Source organism: Telluria antibiotica, from assembly GCF_011682055.1.
In the GTDB taxonomy this organism is placed as follows: domain Bacteria; phylum Pseudomonadota; class Gammaproteobacteria; order Burkholderiales; family Burkholderiaceae_D; genus Telluria; species Telluria antibiotica.
On the sequence record NZ_JAAQOM010000013.1, the window covers coordinates 20672 to 34528 of the forward strand.

Below are 13857 nucleotides of genomic sequence, written 5' to 3' on the forward strand. Positions count from 1 at the left end.
TCCAGTCAGGCAAGAAAATTCCACAAGGCAACATTTTTATTGAGGCAGATGGGTTTTGCCCACCTGCGGGCCCATGCTGGTAAAATCTTTTATTCCATTCGCACAACCCAACGAGAATCCATGTCAGGCAACACATTTGGCAAGCTGTTTTCCGTCACCACTTTCGGCGAGTCGCACGGTCCCGCAATCGGCTGCGTGATCGACGGTTGCCCGCCGGGACTCGTGCTATCCGAAGCGGACATCCAGCCGGAGCTGGACCGCCGCAAGCCGGGCACGTCGCGTCACGTGACCCAACGCCAGGAAGCCGACCAGGTCAAGATCCTGTCCGGCGTCTACGAGGGGGTGACGACGGGCACGCCGATCGCGCTGCTGATCGAGAACACGGACCAGCGCAGCAAGGACTACGGCAACATCGCCGACACCTTCCGCCCCGGCCACGCCGACTACGCGTACTGGCACAAGTACGGCGTGCGCGACCCGCGCGGCGGCGGCCGTTCGTCGGCGCGCCTGACGGCGCCCGTCGTCGGCGCCGGCGCCATCGCCAAGAAATGGATGCGCGAAAAATTCGGCACCGAATTCATGGGTTGCATGAGCCAGTTGGGCGACATCGCCGTGCCGTTCGAGGATTTCAAGCATGTGCACGCCAACCCGTTCTTCGCCGCCACGTCCGACGCCGACCTGATCGCGCGCATGGAAGCGGCGATGGACGACCTGCGCCGCGCCGGCGATTCGATCGGCGCACGCATCGACGTCATCGCGAAGAACGTCCCCGTGGGCCTCGGCCAGCCGATCTACGACAAGCTGGACGCGGACATCGCCTACGCCATGATGGGCATCAACGCCGTGAAGGGCGTGGAGATCGGCGCCGGCTTCCATTCGGTCGTGCAGAAGGGCTCCGAGCACGGCGACGAGCTGACCCCGGAAGGCTTCGTGGGCAACAACGCGGGCGGCGTGCTGGGCGGGATTTCGACGGGCCAGGACATCGCCGTGTCGATCGCGATCAAGCCGACGTCGTCGATCCGCACGCCGCGCCGTTCCATCGACAAGGCCGGCAATCCCGTGTCGGTCGAGACGTTCGGTCGCCACGACCCGTGCGTGGGCATCCGTGCGACGCCGATCGCGGAAGCGATGCTGGCGCTCGTGCTGATCGACCACGCCTTGATGCACCGGGCCCAGTGCGGCGACGTGCACGTCGATACGCCGCGCCTGCGCTGATCCCCCTGTCCGTAACGAAAAAGGCGCCTGTCACGGCGCCTTTTTCGTTGGCGGACGAGTGTGTCAAGCCCGGCCGGCCACCGCTTCCACCAGCTGGCGCCGCTCGACGCTTTTCACGACGAGGCCGCGCAAGTCGTTCAGCAGCGCAAACTCCGTCTGGCTCAGGTAGACGGACGGGAAGCGGTCGTCCCAGTCGCCGTAGATGAAGCCGACCGGCTCGCCCTGCGTGCACAGCGGGATGATGACGAAGCAGCGCGCTTCCGCCAGCGAGTCTTTCCACCACGGCGGCAGCTTGCTGGAGAACTTCGGGTCGCGCGCGTTCTCGATGAAGATCACGCGGTCGCTGCCGAGCGCCGCGAAGAACACGTTCGGCTCGTACGCGTCGTCGAACGCGAGCTTCGGGACGATGGTCTTGGCATTGTCGCCGAGGCCGATCTTGGCCGTGTAGCGGCCGTCGCGGCGGTTGCGCAGGAAGCCGAAGGCACGCGTAAACGACAGGCCGTGGTACGCGGTCTCGATGGCCATCGACACCATCTGTCCCGCCGTGGCGGTGGCGGCGGCGTCGCGCATGTCGGCCACGCCGCTCATGAGGATCTTGTTGCCGGCCTCGCGCATGCGCGTGACGGCGGCGGCGCGGGCGCGCTTCTCGGGCGGGTTCGCGAGCGGTGCGATCGACAGGTCGGCCGCCGCTTCCACTTTCGCCTTCTCGATGGCGCCGACGATGTTGGCCGGCTCGATGCCGAGCAGCGGGGCGAAGCCGGCCGCCAATACCTTCACCTGTTCGGCGCCTGCTTCATCGCCGTGCCACAGGCTGTCCGCGCACTGGGCCGACATGGTGCCGAGGGCGGCGAGCCAGTCGTCGTGGCCGAAGTCGGCGCCGCGTTCGCCCGGCTGCACGCGGCGCATGCCGGCGATCAGGTTGTGCGGCAGGCCCCAGTGTTCCGCCGTCGCGCGGCCGATATGTTCGAGCGACAGGCCGAGCTGGGCGACGGACGCCGAATCGATGTCGGCCCCGCCCACGGCCTGCTGCATCAAGGTCCACTGCTCGGGCAGGTAGAACGTGACCATCATGCGGCCCAGCGAATGGAGGATCGAGCACACGACGGCTTCCTCCGGATCGCGCGAGGCGGCCTCGTTCGCAACCTGGTGCGCGACCATCCCGGCCAGCACGGCCTTTTCCATCTCGATGTGGGCCTGCAGCGAATCGGGCGTGGATTTACTCAGTTCCTCGATCAATTTGAGGCCCAGCGCAAGGTGGCCGATGGCTTCCGTGCCCAGCACGAGGATCGCCTTCGACACCGTGCTGATGCGCTGGCCGAACGCGGAATACATGCCGCTGTTCGCCAGGCGCAGGACCTTCTGCGTGAGCACGGGGTCGGACAGCACGGTCTGCGTCATGGAAAAGTCGCGCTCGTCCTCGCCGCGCATCGAGGCGAGGATGGCGTTGATGGCCTTCGTGAAGCCGGGCATGTCGCCGCGGCGGCGAATGCGCTCCCACAGCAGGGCGAGGGTGGCGTCGGCTTGCGGCGATCGTTCGATGGTAGCAGTCTGGTTCATGTGAGGCCCGCCCGTAATTCGTCCGGCAGCAGTTCCGTGTACAGGTTTTCCTTCAGCGCGGCCATGGCCACGTGGGGCGGCATGGGCTTGCCGGTCAGGTAGCCTTGTACGTAGTCGCATCCGCGCGACTCGACGTAGGTCAGTTGTTCTTCGGTCTCGACGCCTTCGGCCACGACGGACAGGTCGAGGTGCTTGGCCAGGTCGAGCACGGCGTTGCAGATCGCCCCGTCCTTCGTCGAGGCGGGCAGGTCCTTGATAAAGGCGCGGTCGATCTTCAGCACCGAGATCGGGAAGCGCTTCAGGTAGGCCAGGCTCGAATACCCGGTGCCGAAGTCGTCGATCGCGATGCGCGCGTTGCGCTCGGCCATCTTGGTGAGGATGGCTTCCGCGTGGACCGGGTCGATCATCAGCGTGCCTTCCGTGATTTCCAGCACGAGCTTGTCGCCCGGCGCGCCGGAAAAGCCGAGGGCGTCGTCCAGCACGTGCAGGAAGCGGTCGTTGCGGAACTGGCGCGGGCTGATGTTGACGGAGATGTACAGGTCGCGCTTGGCCACTTCCTCGAACTGACGCAACTGCACGAGCGCCGCCTTCAGCGCCCAGGCGCCCAGCAGGTTGATGAGGCCGTTCGTCTCGGCGATGGGGATGAAGCGCACGGGCGGCACCATGCCGAGCGTGGGGTGCTTCCAGCGCATCAGCGTCTCGAAGCCTTCGATGCGGCGCGTGCGACTCGACACGATGGGCTGGTAGTACAGCAGGAACTCGCCTTCGCGCACGGCCTGGAACATCGCGGCCTCGAGAGAAATGTCGTGCTGCGGCGGACCGCTCTCGCGCATGCTGTAGACGACGGTGCGGCCCTTGCCCGTCTCCTTGGCGCGGCCCATGGCGGCGTCGGCCAGCGCGATCAGGCGGATCTCGTCCTCGGCATGGTCCGGGTAGATCGACACGCCGACGGAGGCACCCAGGTACACGGTATGGCCGTCGATCTCGAACGGCGATTGCAGGGCCGCGAGCAGGCGGCCACTCACGAGCTTGATCTGGTCCGGCGTGAACGTGCCCGGCAGCACGGCGACGAACTCGTCACCTCCCACGCGCGCCAGCGTGTCGCTGTCGCGCAGGGTCTTGCGCAGCCGCACGGCGGCCTGGCGCAGCACGGCGTCGCCGACCGGATGGCCGAGGCCGTCGTTGACTTTCTTGAAGCCGTCCAGGCCGATGGTCGCCACGCAAAAGCCCTGGCCCGAGCGGCGTGCATTGGCGATCACCATCCGGATGCGGTCGGACAGCAGCAGGCGGTTCGGCAGCTCCGTCAGCGCGTCGTGCGTCGCCATGTGGCGCAGCCGCTGCTCGGTCGCGCGCTGGGCCGACATGTCGCGCCCGACGACCAGCAGTTCATCGCTGCCGGGCAGGGCGCCGATGCGCAGTTCGTACCACGTGTCGCGGCCGGCGCAGCGCAACCGCACTTCGACGAGGACGGGTGCGCCCGCCGCGGGATCGCCCGCTGCGCCGGCGTCGACGATGGCATTGCGCAGCGCGGCCTGGTCTACGTCGGCGGCGAGGCTTGTCAATACGGATCCGGCGAGCGCCCGCGTGCCGAACGCGCGTTCCGCGCGCTGGCTGGCATGGCGGATCGAGCCGGTGGAGTCGAGGCGGAACGCGACGTCGCCCACCGCTTCCATGTAGCTGTCCGGGCTCGCTGCCGGCGCCGCATGGCGCGGATCGTTCGTTACTGCGGATGAACTGGCGCGCATCGTCGAAATATCTGCTTTCTCGTTTGGCAGAACCTGCCTGGGTAATGCTGGAGTGTACCAAATCAACAAGCAATGTATCACCGAAAGATTCCAATCGGCATTGAAATTCACAATGCCCGGCATCTTTCTGTCCCTGCTTGATACGCCGCAGTGTCCACGTCGGGGTGGGGCGCGCTTGCCCGGCGCAAGGCTTTAGGCTAGCCTTGTTGTTTAACCGATAACGTGGTGCAGCGGCTCGAGAGGTTATTGTCGCCGATGCAGTTCAAAGAGGAAACATTCGCGGCGGGGCGCTGATGCTCAGCTGCAACAATCAGCCCGACACCGCCATAGGAGACGATGCCATGAACCGATTCGATACCCACGAGGTCTTCAACCAGGCGCTGCCATTCGGCGACGTCGACCTGTTCCGTTGCGATCGCGCGCTCGCCGAGGGTCTGGCGCGCGAAGGTGGCGGCTGGGCGCGCGCCGACCTGGAGCGCCTCGGCGTGCTGCTGGGCGGCGCGGCCGTCCTCGACCTGGGCCGCCTGGCCAACGAGTTCCCGCCGCGCCTGGTGAACTTCGACCGGACGGGCCACCGAGTGGACGAGATCGAATTCCACCCCGCGTGGCACGAGTTGATGCGACTATTGATCGAGAACGGCGCGCACTCGCTGCCCTGGGAGGCGCCGCGTGCCGGCGCCCAGGTCGCGCGCGCGGCGGCCTATCTGCTGTTCGGCCAGGTGGAAAACGGCGCGCAGTGTCCTGTCACGATGACGTATGCATCGGTGCCGGCGCTGCGCCAGCATCCGGGCATCGCGGCGCACTGGCTGCCCAAGATCCTCTCGCGCCACTACGATCCGCGCTCGCTGCCCGTCGAGCAGAAGCGGGGTGCGCTGGTCGGCATGGGCATGACGGAAAAGCAGGGCGGCACCGACGTGCGCGCGAACACGACGCGGGCCACCCCGATGAACCCGGCCGTCGCGGAGCAGCGTTTCGGCGTCGAATGGCGCGACGCGTGGAGCCTCGTCGGCCACAAATGGTTTTTCTCGACGCCCCAGTCGGACGCCCACCTGGTGCTGGCGCAGGCCGACGAGGGCGGCAGCGCGGGTCTCTCGTGCTTCTTCGTGCCGCGCTACCTGCCGGACGGCACCCGCAACGCGATCCGCGTGCAGCGCCTCAAGAACAAGGTCGGCAACAAGTCGAACGCGTCGTCCGAAGTCGAGTTCTGCGATGCCGTCGGCTGGATGATCGGCCAGGAAGGGCGCGGCATCCCGACCATCCTCGAGATGGGCAGCCACACGCGCCTCGATTGCGTGCTGGGCTCGGCCGGCATCATGCGCGCCGCGCTGTGCCATGCACTGCATCATGCGCGCGCGCGCAGCGCGTTCGGCCGCCCGCTCGCGGAGCAGCCGCTGATGCGGAACGTGCTGGCCGACCTCGCGCTGGAATCGGAAGCGGCGACGGCGTTCGCGCTGCGCCTCGCCCGCTGCTTCGACGTGGGGCCGGATGGCGCGGCCGATCCGTGCGAGGCCGCGCTGGGCCGCATCCTGACGCCCGCCGGCAAGTACTGGCTGTGCAAGCGCGGCCCCGCGTTCGGCGCCGAGGCGATGGAAGTCATGGGCGGCAACGGCTACGTCGAGGATGGCCCGCTGGCGCGCCTGTACCGCGAATTCCCCGTCAACTCGATTTGGGAAGGCTCCGGCAACGTGATGTGCCTGGACGTGTTGCGCGCCTCGGCGAAGGGGGCGGAGCCGCGCGACGCGCTGGCGGCCGAGCTGGCGCTGGCATCCGGCCGCGACCCCCGCTTCGACGCGTATTGCGCGCGTCTGCTGGACGGCCTCCGGACGCTCGCGACCGGCGAATTCGGTGCGCGCCGCCTCGCCGAGCACATTGTCGTCGCCGTGCAGGGGGGCCTGCTGCTGCGCCATGCGCCGGCGTTCGTCGCGGACGCGTTCGTGGCGTCGCGCATCGCGGTGGACGTGGGTGGGGCGTTCGGCCGCCTGCCGGACGGCGTCGACTGCGGCGCCATCCTCGCCCGCGCGCTTATTGAATGAAGGTAATGATAAAACTTCGACAAAGGACGGGACAAACGGGCGCATGGCTGGGATAATGTTCGCCATTTACCGACAACCAGGCCGTCATCACGAGTGATCGCCGCTGTTTGATTCTTGATTATGCAAACCAATCCGCGCTTCCCGAACCTGTTCATCCTGAACCACCCGCTGATCCAGCACAAGCTGTCGCACATGCGCGACCGCGGCACGTCCACGCGCACGTTCCGCGAACTGCTCCGCGAGATCACGCTGCTGATGGGTTACGAGATCACGCGCGACCTGCCGCTGACGACGCGCACGATCGACACGCCGCTGATGACGGTCGATGCGCCCGTCATCGCGGGCAAGAAACTGGCCATCGTGCCGATCCTGCGTGCGGGTGTCGGCATGAGCGACGGCCTGCTGGAACTGGTGCCGTCCGCCCGTGTCGGCCACATCGGCGTGTTCCGCGACCCGGAGACGCACCTGCCCGTCGAATACCTCGTGCGCTTGCCGGACACGGCCGAGCGCACGTTCATCCTGTGCGATCCGATGGTCGCCACGGGCAACTCGGCCGTGTATGCCGTCGACGTGCTGAAGAAGCGCGGCGTGACGGACGACCAGATCATTTTCCTCGCGCTCGTTGCGGCACCGGAAGGGGTCGAGGTGTTCCACAAGGCCCATCCGGGTGTGAAGTTGTACGTGGCCTCGCTCGACAGCCACCTGAACGACCACGCGTACATCGTGCCGGGCCTGGGCGATGCCGGCGACCGCATCTTCGGTACGAAATGAGCGGCACCGAATGAGCGCAAGTGCGGATGCCGATTTCTTCGCGCGCCTCGCCGAGCTGAACGACAAGTTCGCGGGTAGCCTGCCGCAGACCCTCGGGCGCCTGGCGGCCGCGCGCAATGCGTTCGACACACATCGTCCGCCGCCCGCATTGATCGAGCAGCTGCATGCCGTGCTGCACACGCTGGCCGGATCGGCGGCCACGTTCGGTTTCCGCATCCTCGGCCAGCAGGCGCGCATGCTCGAACAGCGGCTGCGCGTGCTGACGACGTTCGACGCCGTCGCCCCGCAGGAATGGGAAGCGTGGCTGTCCGAGCTGGACGTGTTCGTCGCATGGGGCAGCGTCGACCCGAAGGCCGCCTATCCCAACGACGAGACTGGCGCCTAGGACTGGAGCAAAGGCGCTGTCCGGGAGTCGTTTGATTTAGGACAAACTTTATCCGCGTCCATGCCCTATATTTTGCGTACTGCCGATGCAAATAGGGCCCGTAAAAGATTGACCGCAGGAATTGTTACGGGCTACGGTTTTATTTTGCGAAAACCGTGTACATGCGGGTTTATTCGGTATAATTAGGGATCGTTGGATTCGCGGTAGCAGTGCAGTTAGTCTGTCATTTGTTTCTTGCTTCTTCAAACGATCGTAAACGGACTTCTGTCCACTTCAACTGAAATAGGAAATTGTAATGGCAACTGGCATCGTTAAATGGTTCAATGACTCCAAAGGCTTCGGGTTCATCACCCCGGACGAAGGCGGCGAAGATCTGTTCGCGCACTTCTCGGCGATTCAGAGCCAGGGCTTCAAGTCCCTGCAGGAGAACCAGCGCGTCTCGTTCGACGTGACCTCCGGTCCGAAAGGCAAACAAGCATCGAACATCCAGCCGCTGTAATGCGCTGAATGTCTGACAAAAAATCCTCGGAACCCCCGGGGATTTTTTTTGTCCAGCCGCTCCTTAACCGTCGGGTGATCTCGGCAGTGACGGAGCGGTTTTCATATGACGGCCATATTCTTGCGCCAGTATTCAGGCTGAGAATACGCATGGCGCAAGAAATCCACGAACACGCGTATGCGCAGCGGCAAGTGCCGGCGTTGCGCGAACACGGCGTAGATATCGTTGCCTGGCGCCGCGTACTGTTCCAGCACGGGCACGAGCAGTCCCGCCTCGATTTCCGAACTCACTTCCCACATCGATCGCCACGCGAGACCGCGCCCCGCCATGGCCCAGTCGTGCAGCACGGCCCCGTCGTTGCACACCATATTGCCGCCGACCTTCATCGTGACGATCTTGCCGTGGTCACGGAACGTCCAGCCCCGCTGGCTCCCCTGGCTGCTGATGGCGAGGCAGTTGTGCTTGGCGAGGTCGTCGAGCGTCTGTGGCGTGCCGTGGCGCTTCAGGTAGCCTGGCGTGGCCACGACGACGCGGTGGTTATCGGCCAGCTTCACGCCGACGAGATTCGAATCCGTGAGGCTGGCGATGCGGATCGCGACGTCGACGCCTTCGCCGATGACGTCGACGACCCGGTCCGAGAGGTTCAGGTTCACGCTCACTTCGCGATGCTCGGCAAGGAAGGAAGGTACGAGCGGCGCCACGTGCTGGCGCCCGAAACCGGCCGGTGCCGACACGACGAGATGCCCCGTCGCGCGCGCGCTCCGTTCGGACACGGCCGCTTCCGCTTCTTCCAGTTCGGCCAGGATCCGCTGGCAATCCTCAAGGAACGCCGCCCCTTCGTCCGTCAACGCCAGCTTGCGCGTGGTACGCTGTAAGAGCTTGACGCCCAGGCGCGCTTCCAGCGCATCCAGGCGGCGTCCGATCATGGCGGGCGCGATGCCTTCCGCGCGCGCCGCGGCCGACAAACTGCCACGGGCGATGACTTCGACGAAGGTTGATATCTGACGGAAGTGGTCCACGGGAAAGCCTCAATGCTGGTCGTCAGTTGTGATAAAAACGCACAAATGAATGTATTTTTTGTCTCGTTTAGGCGAGTAATAGTGAATATACTTGAAGCAATATCAAACGCCAAGGCGGCTTGTGCCAAGAAGGCCGCGGTTTGCCGAATTTCATACTAAACAGGAGAATGCAATGACCATCGCCACCCCAGCCGGAATGGAAATCCGGGCCGAGATCAAGCCCGGCTACGAACAGATCCTGACGCCGGAAGCGCTCGCGCTGGTAGCGAAACTGAGCCGCGAATTCGAGCCGCGCCGCCAGCAACTGCTGGCCGCCCGCGTGGAACGCGCGAAACGCCTGGACGCCGGCGAGCGCCCGGACTTCCTGCCTGAAACGGCTCACATCCGCAACGGCGACTGGAAGATTGCGCCGATCCCGCAGGCGCTGGAATGCCGCCGCGTGGAGATCACGGGCCCGGTCGAGCGCAAGATGGTCATCAATGCGCTGAATTCGGGTGCCGACAGCTACATGACGGACTTCGAAGACTCCAACACGCCGAACTGGGACAACCAGATCACGGGCCAGCTCAATATGCGCGACGCCGTGCGCAAGACCATTTCCCTGGAGCAGAACGGCAAGCAGTACAAGCTGAACGACAAGGTCGCGACCCTGGTCGTGCGTCCGCGCGGCTGGCACCTGGACGAGAAGCACGTGCTCGTCGACGGCAAGCGCGTCTCGGGCGGCATCTTCGACTTCGCCCTGTTCATGGTCCACAACGCGAAGGAACAACTGGCCCGCGGCGCCGGCCCGTACTTCTACCTGCCGAAGATGGAATCGCACCTGGAGGCGCGCCTGTGGAACGACATCTTCGTCATGACGCAGAACGAACTGGGCCTGCCGCAGGGCACCATCAAGGCGACCGTGCTGATCGAGACGATCGTCGCCGCGTTCGAGATGGACGAGATCCTGTACGAACTGCGCGAGCACAGCGCCGGCCTGAACGCGGGCCGCTGGGACTACATCTTCTCGTGCATCAAGAAGTTCAAGCTGGACAAGGATTTCTGCCTGGCCGACCGTCCGAAGGTCACGATGACGGCGCCGTTCATGCGTGCGTATGCGCTGCTGCTGCTGAAGACCTGCCACAAGCGTAACGCCCCGGCGATCGGCGGCATGGCGGCACTGATCCCGATCAAGAACGATCCGGAAAAGAACGAAGTCGCGATGGGTGGCGTGCGCAACGACAAGGCACGCGACGCCACCGACGGCTACGACGGCGGCTGGGTCGCACACCCGGGCCTCGTCGACCTGGCGATGACGGAGTTCAAGAAGGTGCTGGGCGACCGTCCGAACCAGATCGACAAGCAGCGCCCGGACGTCGAGGTGACGGCGAAGGACCTGCTGGATTTCCGTCCGGAGACGCCGATCACGGAAGCGGGCCTGCGTTACAACATCAACGTCGGCATCCACTACCTGGGTGCCTGGCTGGCGGGCAACGGCTGCGTGCCGATCCACAACCTGATGGAAGACGCGGCTACTGCCGAGATCAGCCGTTCGCAAGTCTGGCAATGGATCCGTTCGCCGAAGGGCGTGCTGGAAGATGGCCGCAAGGTCACGGCCGAGATGGTCCGCGCCATGATCCCGCAAGAGCTGGCCAACGCGAAGGCGGCCGCGCCGAATGGCGACAGCCCGACCTATGACCGCGCTGCGCAGATCTTCGAGCAGATGTCGACTTCGGAAGAGTTCGCCGAGTTCCTGACGTTGCCGCTGTACGAAGAAATTTAACACGCTGTCGTCGTAGGGTGGGCACCCCTGTGCCCACCAAACGTTTGCGTTGCGTGAGCGCTCGGTGGGCACGGGGTGCCCACCCTACGGATTCACCTCTTTCGCTGGGCCATCGGTTCGCGCGTGAGAAAGGCCCGCAACACTTTTTCATCGATCGCATGGCCTTGCAAGCGCCACAGCAGGGTGTCGATCCGGTCCCCTCCCCAAAATAATTCTTCGTCGCCGTCGACTCTGAACGTTGGCACGCCAAACACCCCATCGGCCACGGCGCGCGCCGTCGCATCGGCCAGCGCCGTTTTCACGGCGGGCGTCTGCGCGGTGGCCAGCAGTGCAGCGCCGTCCAGTCCGGCCGCGTCCGCGAGGCGCACGAGAGTCGCATCGTCCATCAAATTCTCGCCGTGTTCCCAGGTTGCTCGCGTCAGGGAGACCAGCAGGGTGCGCCGCTGCGTGTCGTCGTCCAGCGCCGTGCACATGCGCAGCGCGGGCAGCGGATTGAACGGGTGGCCGGGCGGTCCGGCGAATTGCAGGCCGCGGCGCGCCGCTTCGCGCATCACGTCGCGGAACAGGTAGCGGCGCTTCGCGTCGACCTCGGCCGGGCCGACCGTGCCGTGCGCACTCAGCAGGCCCGCGAACAGTACGGGCACCACGACGATGCGTGCGCCCGTCGCCTCGATGCGCTCGAGATCGGCGAGGCCCAGCCACGCGTAGGGACTGACCGGGTCGGCATAGCAGCGCACCGTCGTCATGGCGCGCTCAGAAGACGTTTTTCCATGCGCGCAGCGCGGCGAACACCGTCACGGGGTCGGCGCCAGGCGCGACGTGGCCGGCCGCCGCCAGGCTGTCGATGATGGCGGGCTCGCCGGTGCGCAGGAACGGATTCGTCGCCTTTTCGATGGCGATCGTCGACGGGATCGTGGGCAGGTGCGTCCCGCGCAGCTCGCTGTCGTGGGCAATGCGCATCTGCAGCGCCCGGTTGCCCGGCTCCAGCGCTTCCGCGAAACGCAGGTTCGACAGCGTGTATTCGTGGGCGCAAAACACGAGCGTGTCGTCGGGGAGGGCGGCGAGTTTCGCCAGCGACGCCGCCATCTGCGCGGGCGTCCCTTCGAACAGGCGGCCGCAGCCACCGCCGAACAGGGTGTCGCCGCAGAACAGCCAGCGCGTCTTCCCGTCGTCGCGGACGTACGCGATGTGCCCGTTCGTGTGGCCGGGCACGTCCAGCACGGCGAGCTCGAGCGCCAGCCCGGGCACCTGCACGCGATCGCCTTCGCCCAGCGGATGGTTGACGGCCGCGATGGCCTCGTTGCGCGGTCCGAATACAGGCACGTTGCTGAGTTCGAGCAGGCGCGTCACGCCGCCAATGTGGTCAGCATGGTGATGGGTGAGTAGAATGGCGGTCAGGGTCAGGCCATTTTCCTGCAGGGCCGCGAGGATAGGCTCGGCATCGCCCGGGTCGACCACTGCCGCATGGACGCCGTCATGGATGATCCACAGGTAATTGTCCTTGAACGCGGGCACGGTCAGTACAGCAAGCTCAGTGGGCGCGGAAGTCATATGGGCATCGATAAAGGTTGGACATGGACGGCGCGGCATCCGAGAAATCCATTATAGCGCTCGACCGCTGGCTGCAATCGCCGGCGGGCGCGTACGTGCGCGCCTGGGAACAGGCATGCCTGGACGAGTTGACGGCCGATATCTTCGGCTTCAACGCCATCCAGATCGGCGTGCCGCAGATCGATGCGCTCGCCGCCAACCGCATGCCGAACAAATGGCAGGCGGCCACGCGGACGTCGACGGCCGACGAGCTCGCGTACGCGGCGCGAGGCAAGCAGATTGCCGTCGCGCTCGATTTCGCCGATCTGCCGTTCGCGTCGCAGAGCCTGGACCTCGTCGTGCTGCCGCACGTGCTCGAGTTCGCGGCCGAGCCGCACCAGGTGCTGCGCGAGGTCGAGCGCGTGCTGATCCCGGAAGGCCAGGTGATCATCTGTGGCTTCAATCCCGCCAGCCTGTGGGGCGTGCGCCAGGGAATGGGACGCATCACGAGCAGCGACTACCTGCCGGCAGCGGGCGAGTTCATCTCTATGCCGCGCCTGAAAGACTGGTTAAAATTGTTGAATCTCGGCGTTACGCGCAGCCATTTCGGCTGCTACGCGCCGCCGTTCCGGACGGCGCAGTGGCTCAACCGCTTCGCGTTCGTCGAAGGGGCGGGGCGGCGCTGGTGGCCCTATCTGGGCGCCGTGTACATCGTCCACGCGATCAAGCGCGTGAAGGGCATGCACATCATCGGCCCGGCCTGGAACAAGAAGCCCGGCAAGGCGCCGCAAGCGGTGCCGGCAACGAACCGCAACGAACATCACAAGTAACAGACAAGGAAGCGACGCAGCATGACCAAAGTTGAGATTTTTACCGACGGCGCCTGCAAGGGAAATCCGGGCACCGGCGGCTGGGGCGCGCTGCTCGTGGCCGATGGCGGCCACGAAAAGGAAATCTTCGGCGGCGAGCCGAACACCACGAACAACCGCATGGAACTGCGCGCCGTGATCGAGGCGCTGACGGTCCTCAACCGCCCGTGCGAGGTCGTGCTGCACACGGACAGCCAGTACGTGCAAAAGGGCATTTCCGAATGGATCCACGGCTGGAAGGCGCGCGGCTGGAAGACGTCGACGAAGGAGCCCGTCAAGAACGACGATTTGTGGAAGGCGCTGGACGCCGCCCAGCAGCAGCACGCCGTCGAATGGCGCTGGGTGCGGGGGCACAACGGCCACCCCGGCAACGAGCGGGCCGACGCGCTCGCCAACATGGGCGCCGCGTCCATAAAGCGCTAATTTTGCGCTGATTTTGTTATACTTACGGGCTCTCTTCACCGCTTTTGAG

At 65.5% G+C, this 13857-nt stretch carries 13 protein-coding genes; 8 read left to right on the plus strand and 5 right to left on the minus strand.

The window, feature by feature from the left end; all coding sequences use genetic code 11:
- Nucleotides 1-120: 120 nt before the first annotated feature.
- Nucleotides 121-1215 (plus strand): chorismate synthase, encoded by a 1095-nt coding sequence (gene aroC, locus HAV22_RS20445; protein WP_166861617.1) that lies wholly within the window; start codon nucleotides 121-123, stop codon nucleotides 1213-1215.
- Between the two features lie 63 nt (nucleotides 1216-1278).
- Here aroC and HAV22_RS20450 read toward each other — a convergent pair whose 3' ends face one another.
- The gene (locus HAV22_RS20450) at nucleotides 1279-2772 is read right to left on the minus strand and encodes an HDOD domain-containing protein (protein WP_229421338.1); all 1494 of its coding nucleotides are present in this window, start codon (nucleotides 2770-2772) and stop codon (nucleotides 1279-1281) included.
- The gene (locus tag HAV22_RS20455) at nucleotides 2769-4517 is read right to left on the minus strand and encodes a putative bifunctional diguanylate cyclase/phosphodiesterase (protein WP_371869695.1); all 1749 of its coding nucleotides are present in this window, start codon (nucleotides 4515-4517) and stop codon (nucleotides 2769-2771) included. The genes HAV22_RS20450 and HAV22_RS20455 overlap by 4 nt, the downstream gene beginning before the upstream one ends.
- Nucleotides 4518-4858: 341 nt before the next feature.
- Between HAV22_RS20455 and HAV22_RS20465 the strand changes: the two genes are divergently transcribed.
- The 4 genes from HAV22_RS20465 to HAV22_RS20480 all read left to right on the plus strand — a co-directional run bounded on the left by HAV22_RS20465 (nucleotide 4859) and on the right by HAV22_RS20480 (nucleotide 8205).
- Nucleotides 4859-6550 (plus strand): isovaleryl-CoA dehydrogenase, encoded by a 1692-nt coding sequence (locus tag HAV22_RS20465; protein WP_166861619.1) that lies wholly within the window; start codon nucleotides 4859-4861, stop codon nucleotides 6548-6550.
- Between the two features lie 120 nt (nucleotides 6551-6670).
- Entirely contained in the window at nucleotides 6671-7321 is a 651-nt protein-coding gene (gene upp, locus HAV22_RS20470; RefSeq protein ID WP_166861620.1) for a uracil phosphoribosyltransferase, read from the plus strand.
- A gap of 10 nt (nucleotides 7322-7331) precedes the next feature.
- Nucleotides 7332-7706: an Hpt domain-containing protein gene (locus tag HAV22_RS20475; protein ID WP_166861621.1), complete on the plus strand. Its 375-nt coding sequence runs from the start codon at nucleotides 7332-7334 to the stop codon at nucleotides 7704-7706.
- A gap of 295 nt (nucleotides 7707-8001) precedes the next feature.
- Entirely contained in the window at nucleotides 8002-8205 is a 204-nt protein-coding gene (locus tag HAV22_RS20480) for a cold-shock protein (protein ID WP_036166698.1), read from the plus strand.
- Nucleotides 8206-8306: 101 nt separating this feature from the next.
- On the opposite strand, the gene HAV22_RS20485 is transcribed toward HAV22_RS20480, so the two are convergent.
- The gene (locus HAV22_RS20485; RefSeq protein ID WP_166861622.1) at nucleotides 8307-9224 is read right to left on the minus strand and encodes a LysR family transcriptional regulator; all 918 of its coding nucleotides are present in this window, start codon (nucleotides 9222-9224) and stop codon (nucleotides 8307-8309) included.
- A 172-nt stretch (nucleotides 9225-9396) separates the two neighbouring features.
- On the opposite strand from HAV22_RS20485, the gene aceB reads away from it, so the two are divergent.
- Nucleotides 9397-10986, plus strand: a complete 1590-nt coding sequence (gene aceB, locus HAV22_RS20490; protein ID WP_166861623.1) for a malate synthase A — start codon at nucleotides 9397-9399, stop codon at nucleotides 10984-10986.
- Nucleotides 10987-11078: 92 nt separating this feature from the next.
- Here aceB and HAV22_RS20495 read toward each other — a convergent pair whose 3' ends face one another.
- Both HAV22_RS20495 and gloB read right to left on the minus strand, forming a co-directional pair.
- Nucleotides 11079-11732, minus strand: coding sequence for a 2-hydroxychromene-2-carboxylate isomerase (locus HAV22_RS20495; RefSeq protein WP_166861624.1), 654 nt, complete (start codon nucleotides 11730-11732; stop codon nucleotides 11079-11081).
- A gap of 7 nt (nucleotides 11733-11739) precedes the next feature.
- Complete coding sequence (gene gloB, locus HAV22_RS20500) at nucleotides 11740-12537, minus strand: hydroxyacylglutathione hydrolase (RefSeq protein ID WP_166861625.1); 798 nt, start codon at nucleotides 12535-12537, stop codon at nucleotides 11740-11742.
- A 23-nt stretch (nucleotides 12538-12560) separates the two neighbouring features.
- On the opposite strand from gloB, the gene HAV22_RS20505 reads away from it, so the two are divergent.
- Both HAV22_RS20505 and rnhA read left to right on the plus strand, forming a co-directional pair.
- Nucleotides 12561-13346, plus strand: coding sequence for a class I SAM-dependent methyltransferase (locus HAV22_RS20505; protein ID WP_166861626.1), 786 nt, complete (start codon nucleotides 12561-12563; stop codon nucleotides 13344-13346).
- 21 nt (nucleotides 13347-13367) lie between these two features.
- A complete protein-coding gene (rnhA, locus tag HAV22_RS20510; protein ID WP_166861627.1) occupies nucleotides 13368-13808 on the plus strand; it encodes a ribonuclease HI in 441 nt (146 codons plus the stop codon).
- The last annotated feature ends 49 nt before the right edge of the window (nucleotides 13809-13857 follow it).

Excerpts from the sequence above, each read along its gene's own strand:
- gloB (WP_166861625.1), bottom strand. The coding sequence starts at position 12,537 with ATGACTTCCGCGCCCACTGAGCTTGCTGTACTGACCGTGCCCGCGTTC.
- HAV22_RS20475 (WP_166861621.1), top strand. The coding sequence starts at position 7,332 with ATGAGCGCAAGTGCGGATGCCGATTTCTTCGCGCGCCTCGCCGAGCTG.
- HAV22_RS20480 (WP_036166698.1), top strand. The coding sequence starts at position 8,002 with ATGGCAACTGGCATCGTTAAATGGTTCAATGACTCCAAAGGCTTCGGG.
- aceB (WP_166861623.1), top strand. The coding sequence starts at position 9,397 with ATGACCATCGCCACCCCAGCCGGAATGGAAATCCGGGCCGAGATCAAG.
- HAV22_RS20495 (WP_166861624.1), bottom strand. The coding sequence starts at position 11,732 with ATGACGACGGTGCGCTGCTATGCCGACCCGGTCAGTCCCTACGCGTGG.
- HAV22_RS20450 (WP_229421338.1), bottom strand. The coding sequence starts at position 2,772 with ATGAACCAGACTGCTACCATCGAACGATCGCCGCAAGCCGACGCCACC.
- rnhA (WP_166861627.1), top strand. The coding sequence starts at position 13,368 with ATGACCAAAGTTGAGATTTTTACCGACGGCGCCTGCAAGGGAAATCCG.
- HAV22_RS20505 (WP_166861626.1), top strand. The coding sequence starts at position 12,561 with ATGGACGGCGCGGCATCCGAGAAATCCATTATAGCGCTCGACCGCTGG.
- HAV22_RS20465 (WP_166861619.1), top strand. The coding sequence starts at position 4,859 with ATGAACCGATTCGATACCCACGAGGTCTTCAACCAGGCGCTGCCATTC.
- aroC (WP_166861617.1), top strand. The coding sequence starts at position 121 with ATGTCAGGCAACACATTTGGCAAGCTGTTTTCCGTCACCACTTTCGGC.
- upp (WP_166861620.1), top strand. The coding sequence starts at position 6,671 with ATGCAAACCAATCCGCGCTTCCCGAACCTGTTCATCCTGAACCACCCG.
- HAV22_RS20455 (WP_371869695.1), bottom strand. The coding sequence starts at position 4,517 with ATGCGCGCCAGTTCATCCGCAGTAACGAACGATCCGCGCCATGCGGCG.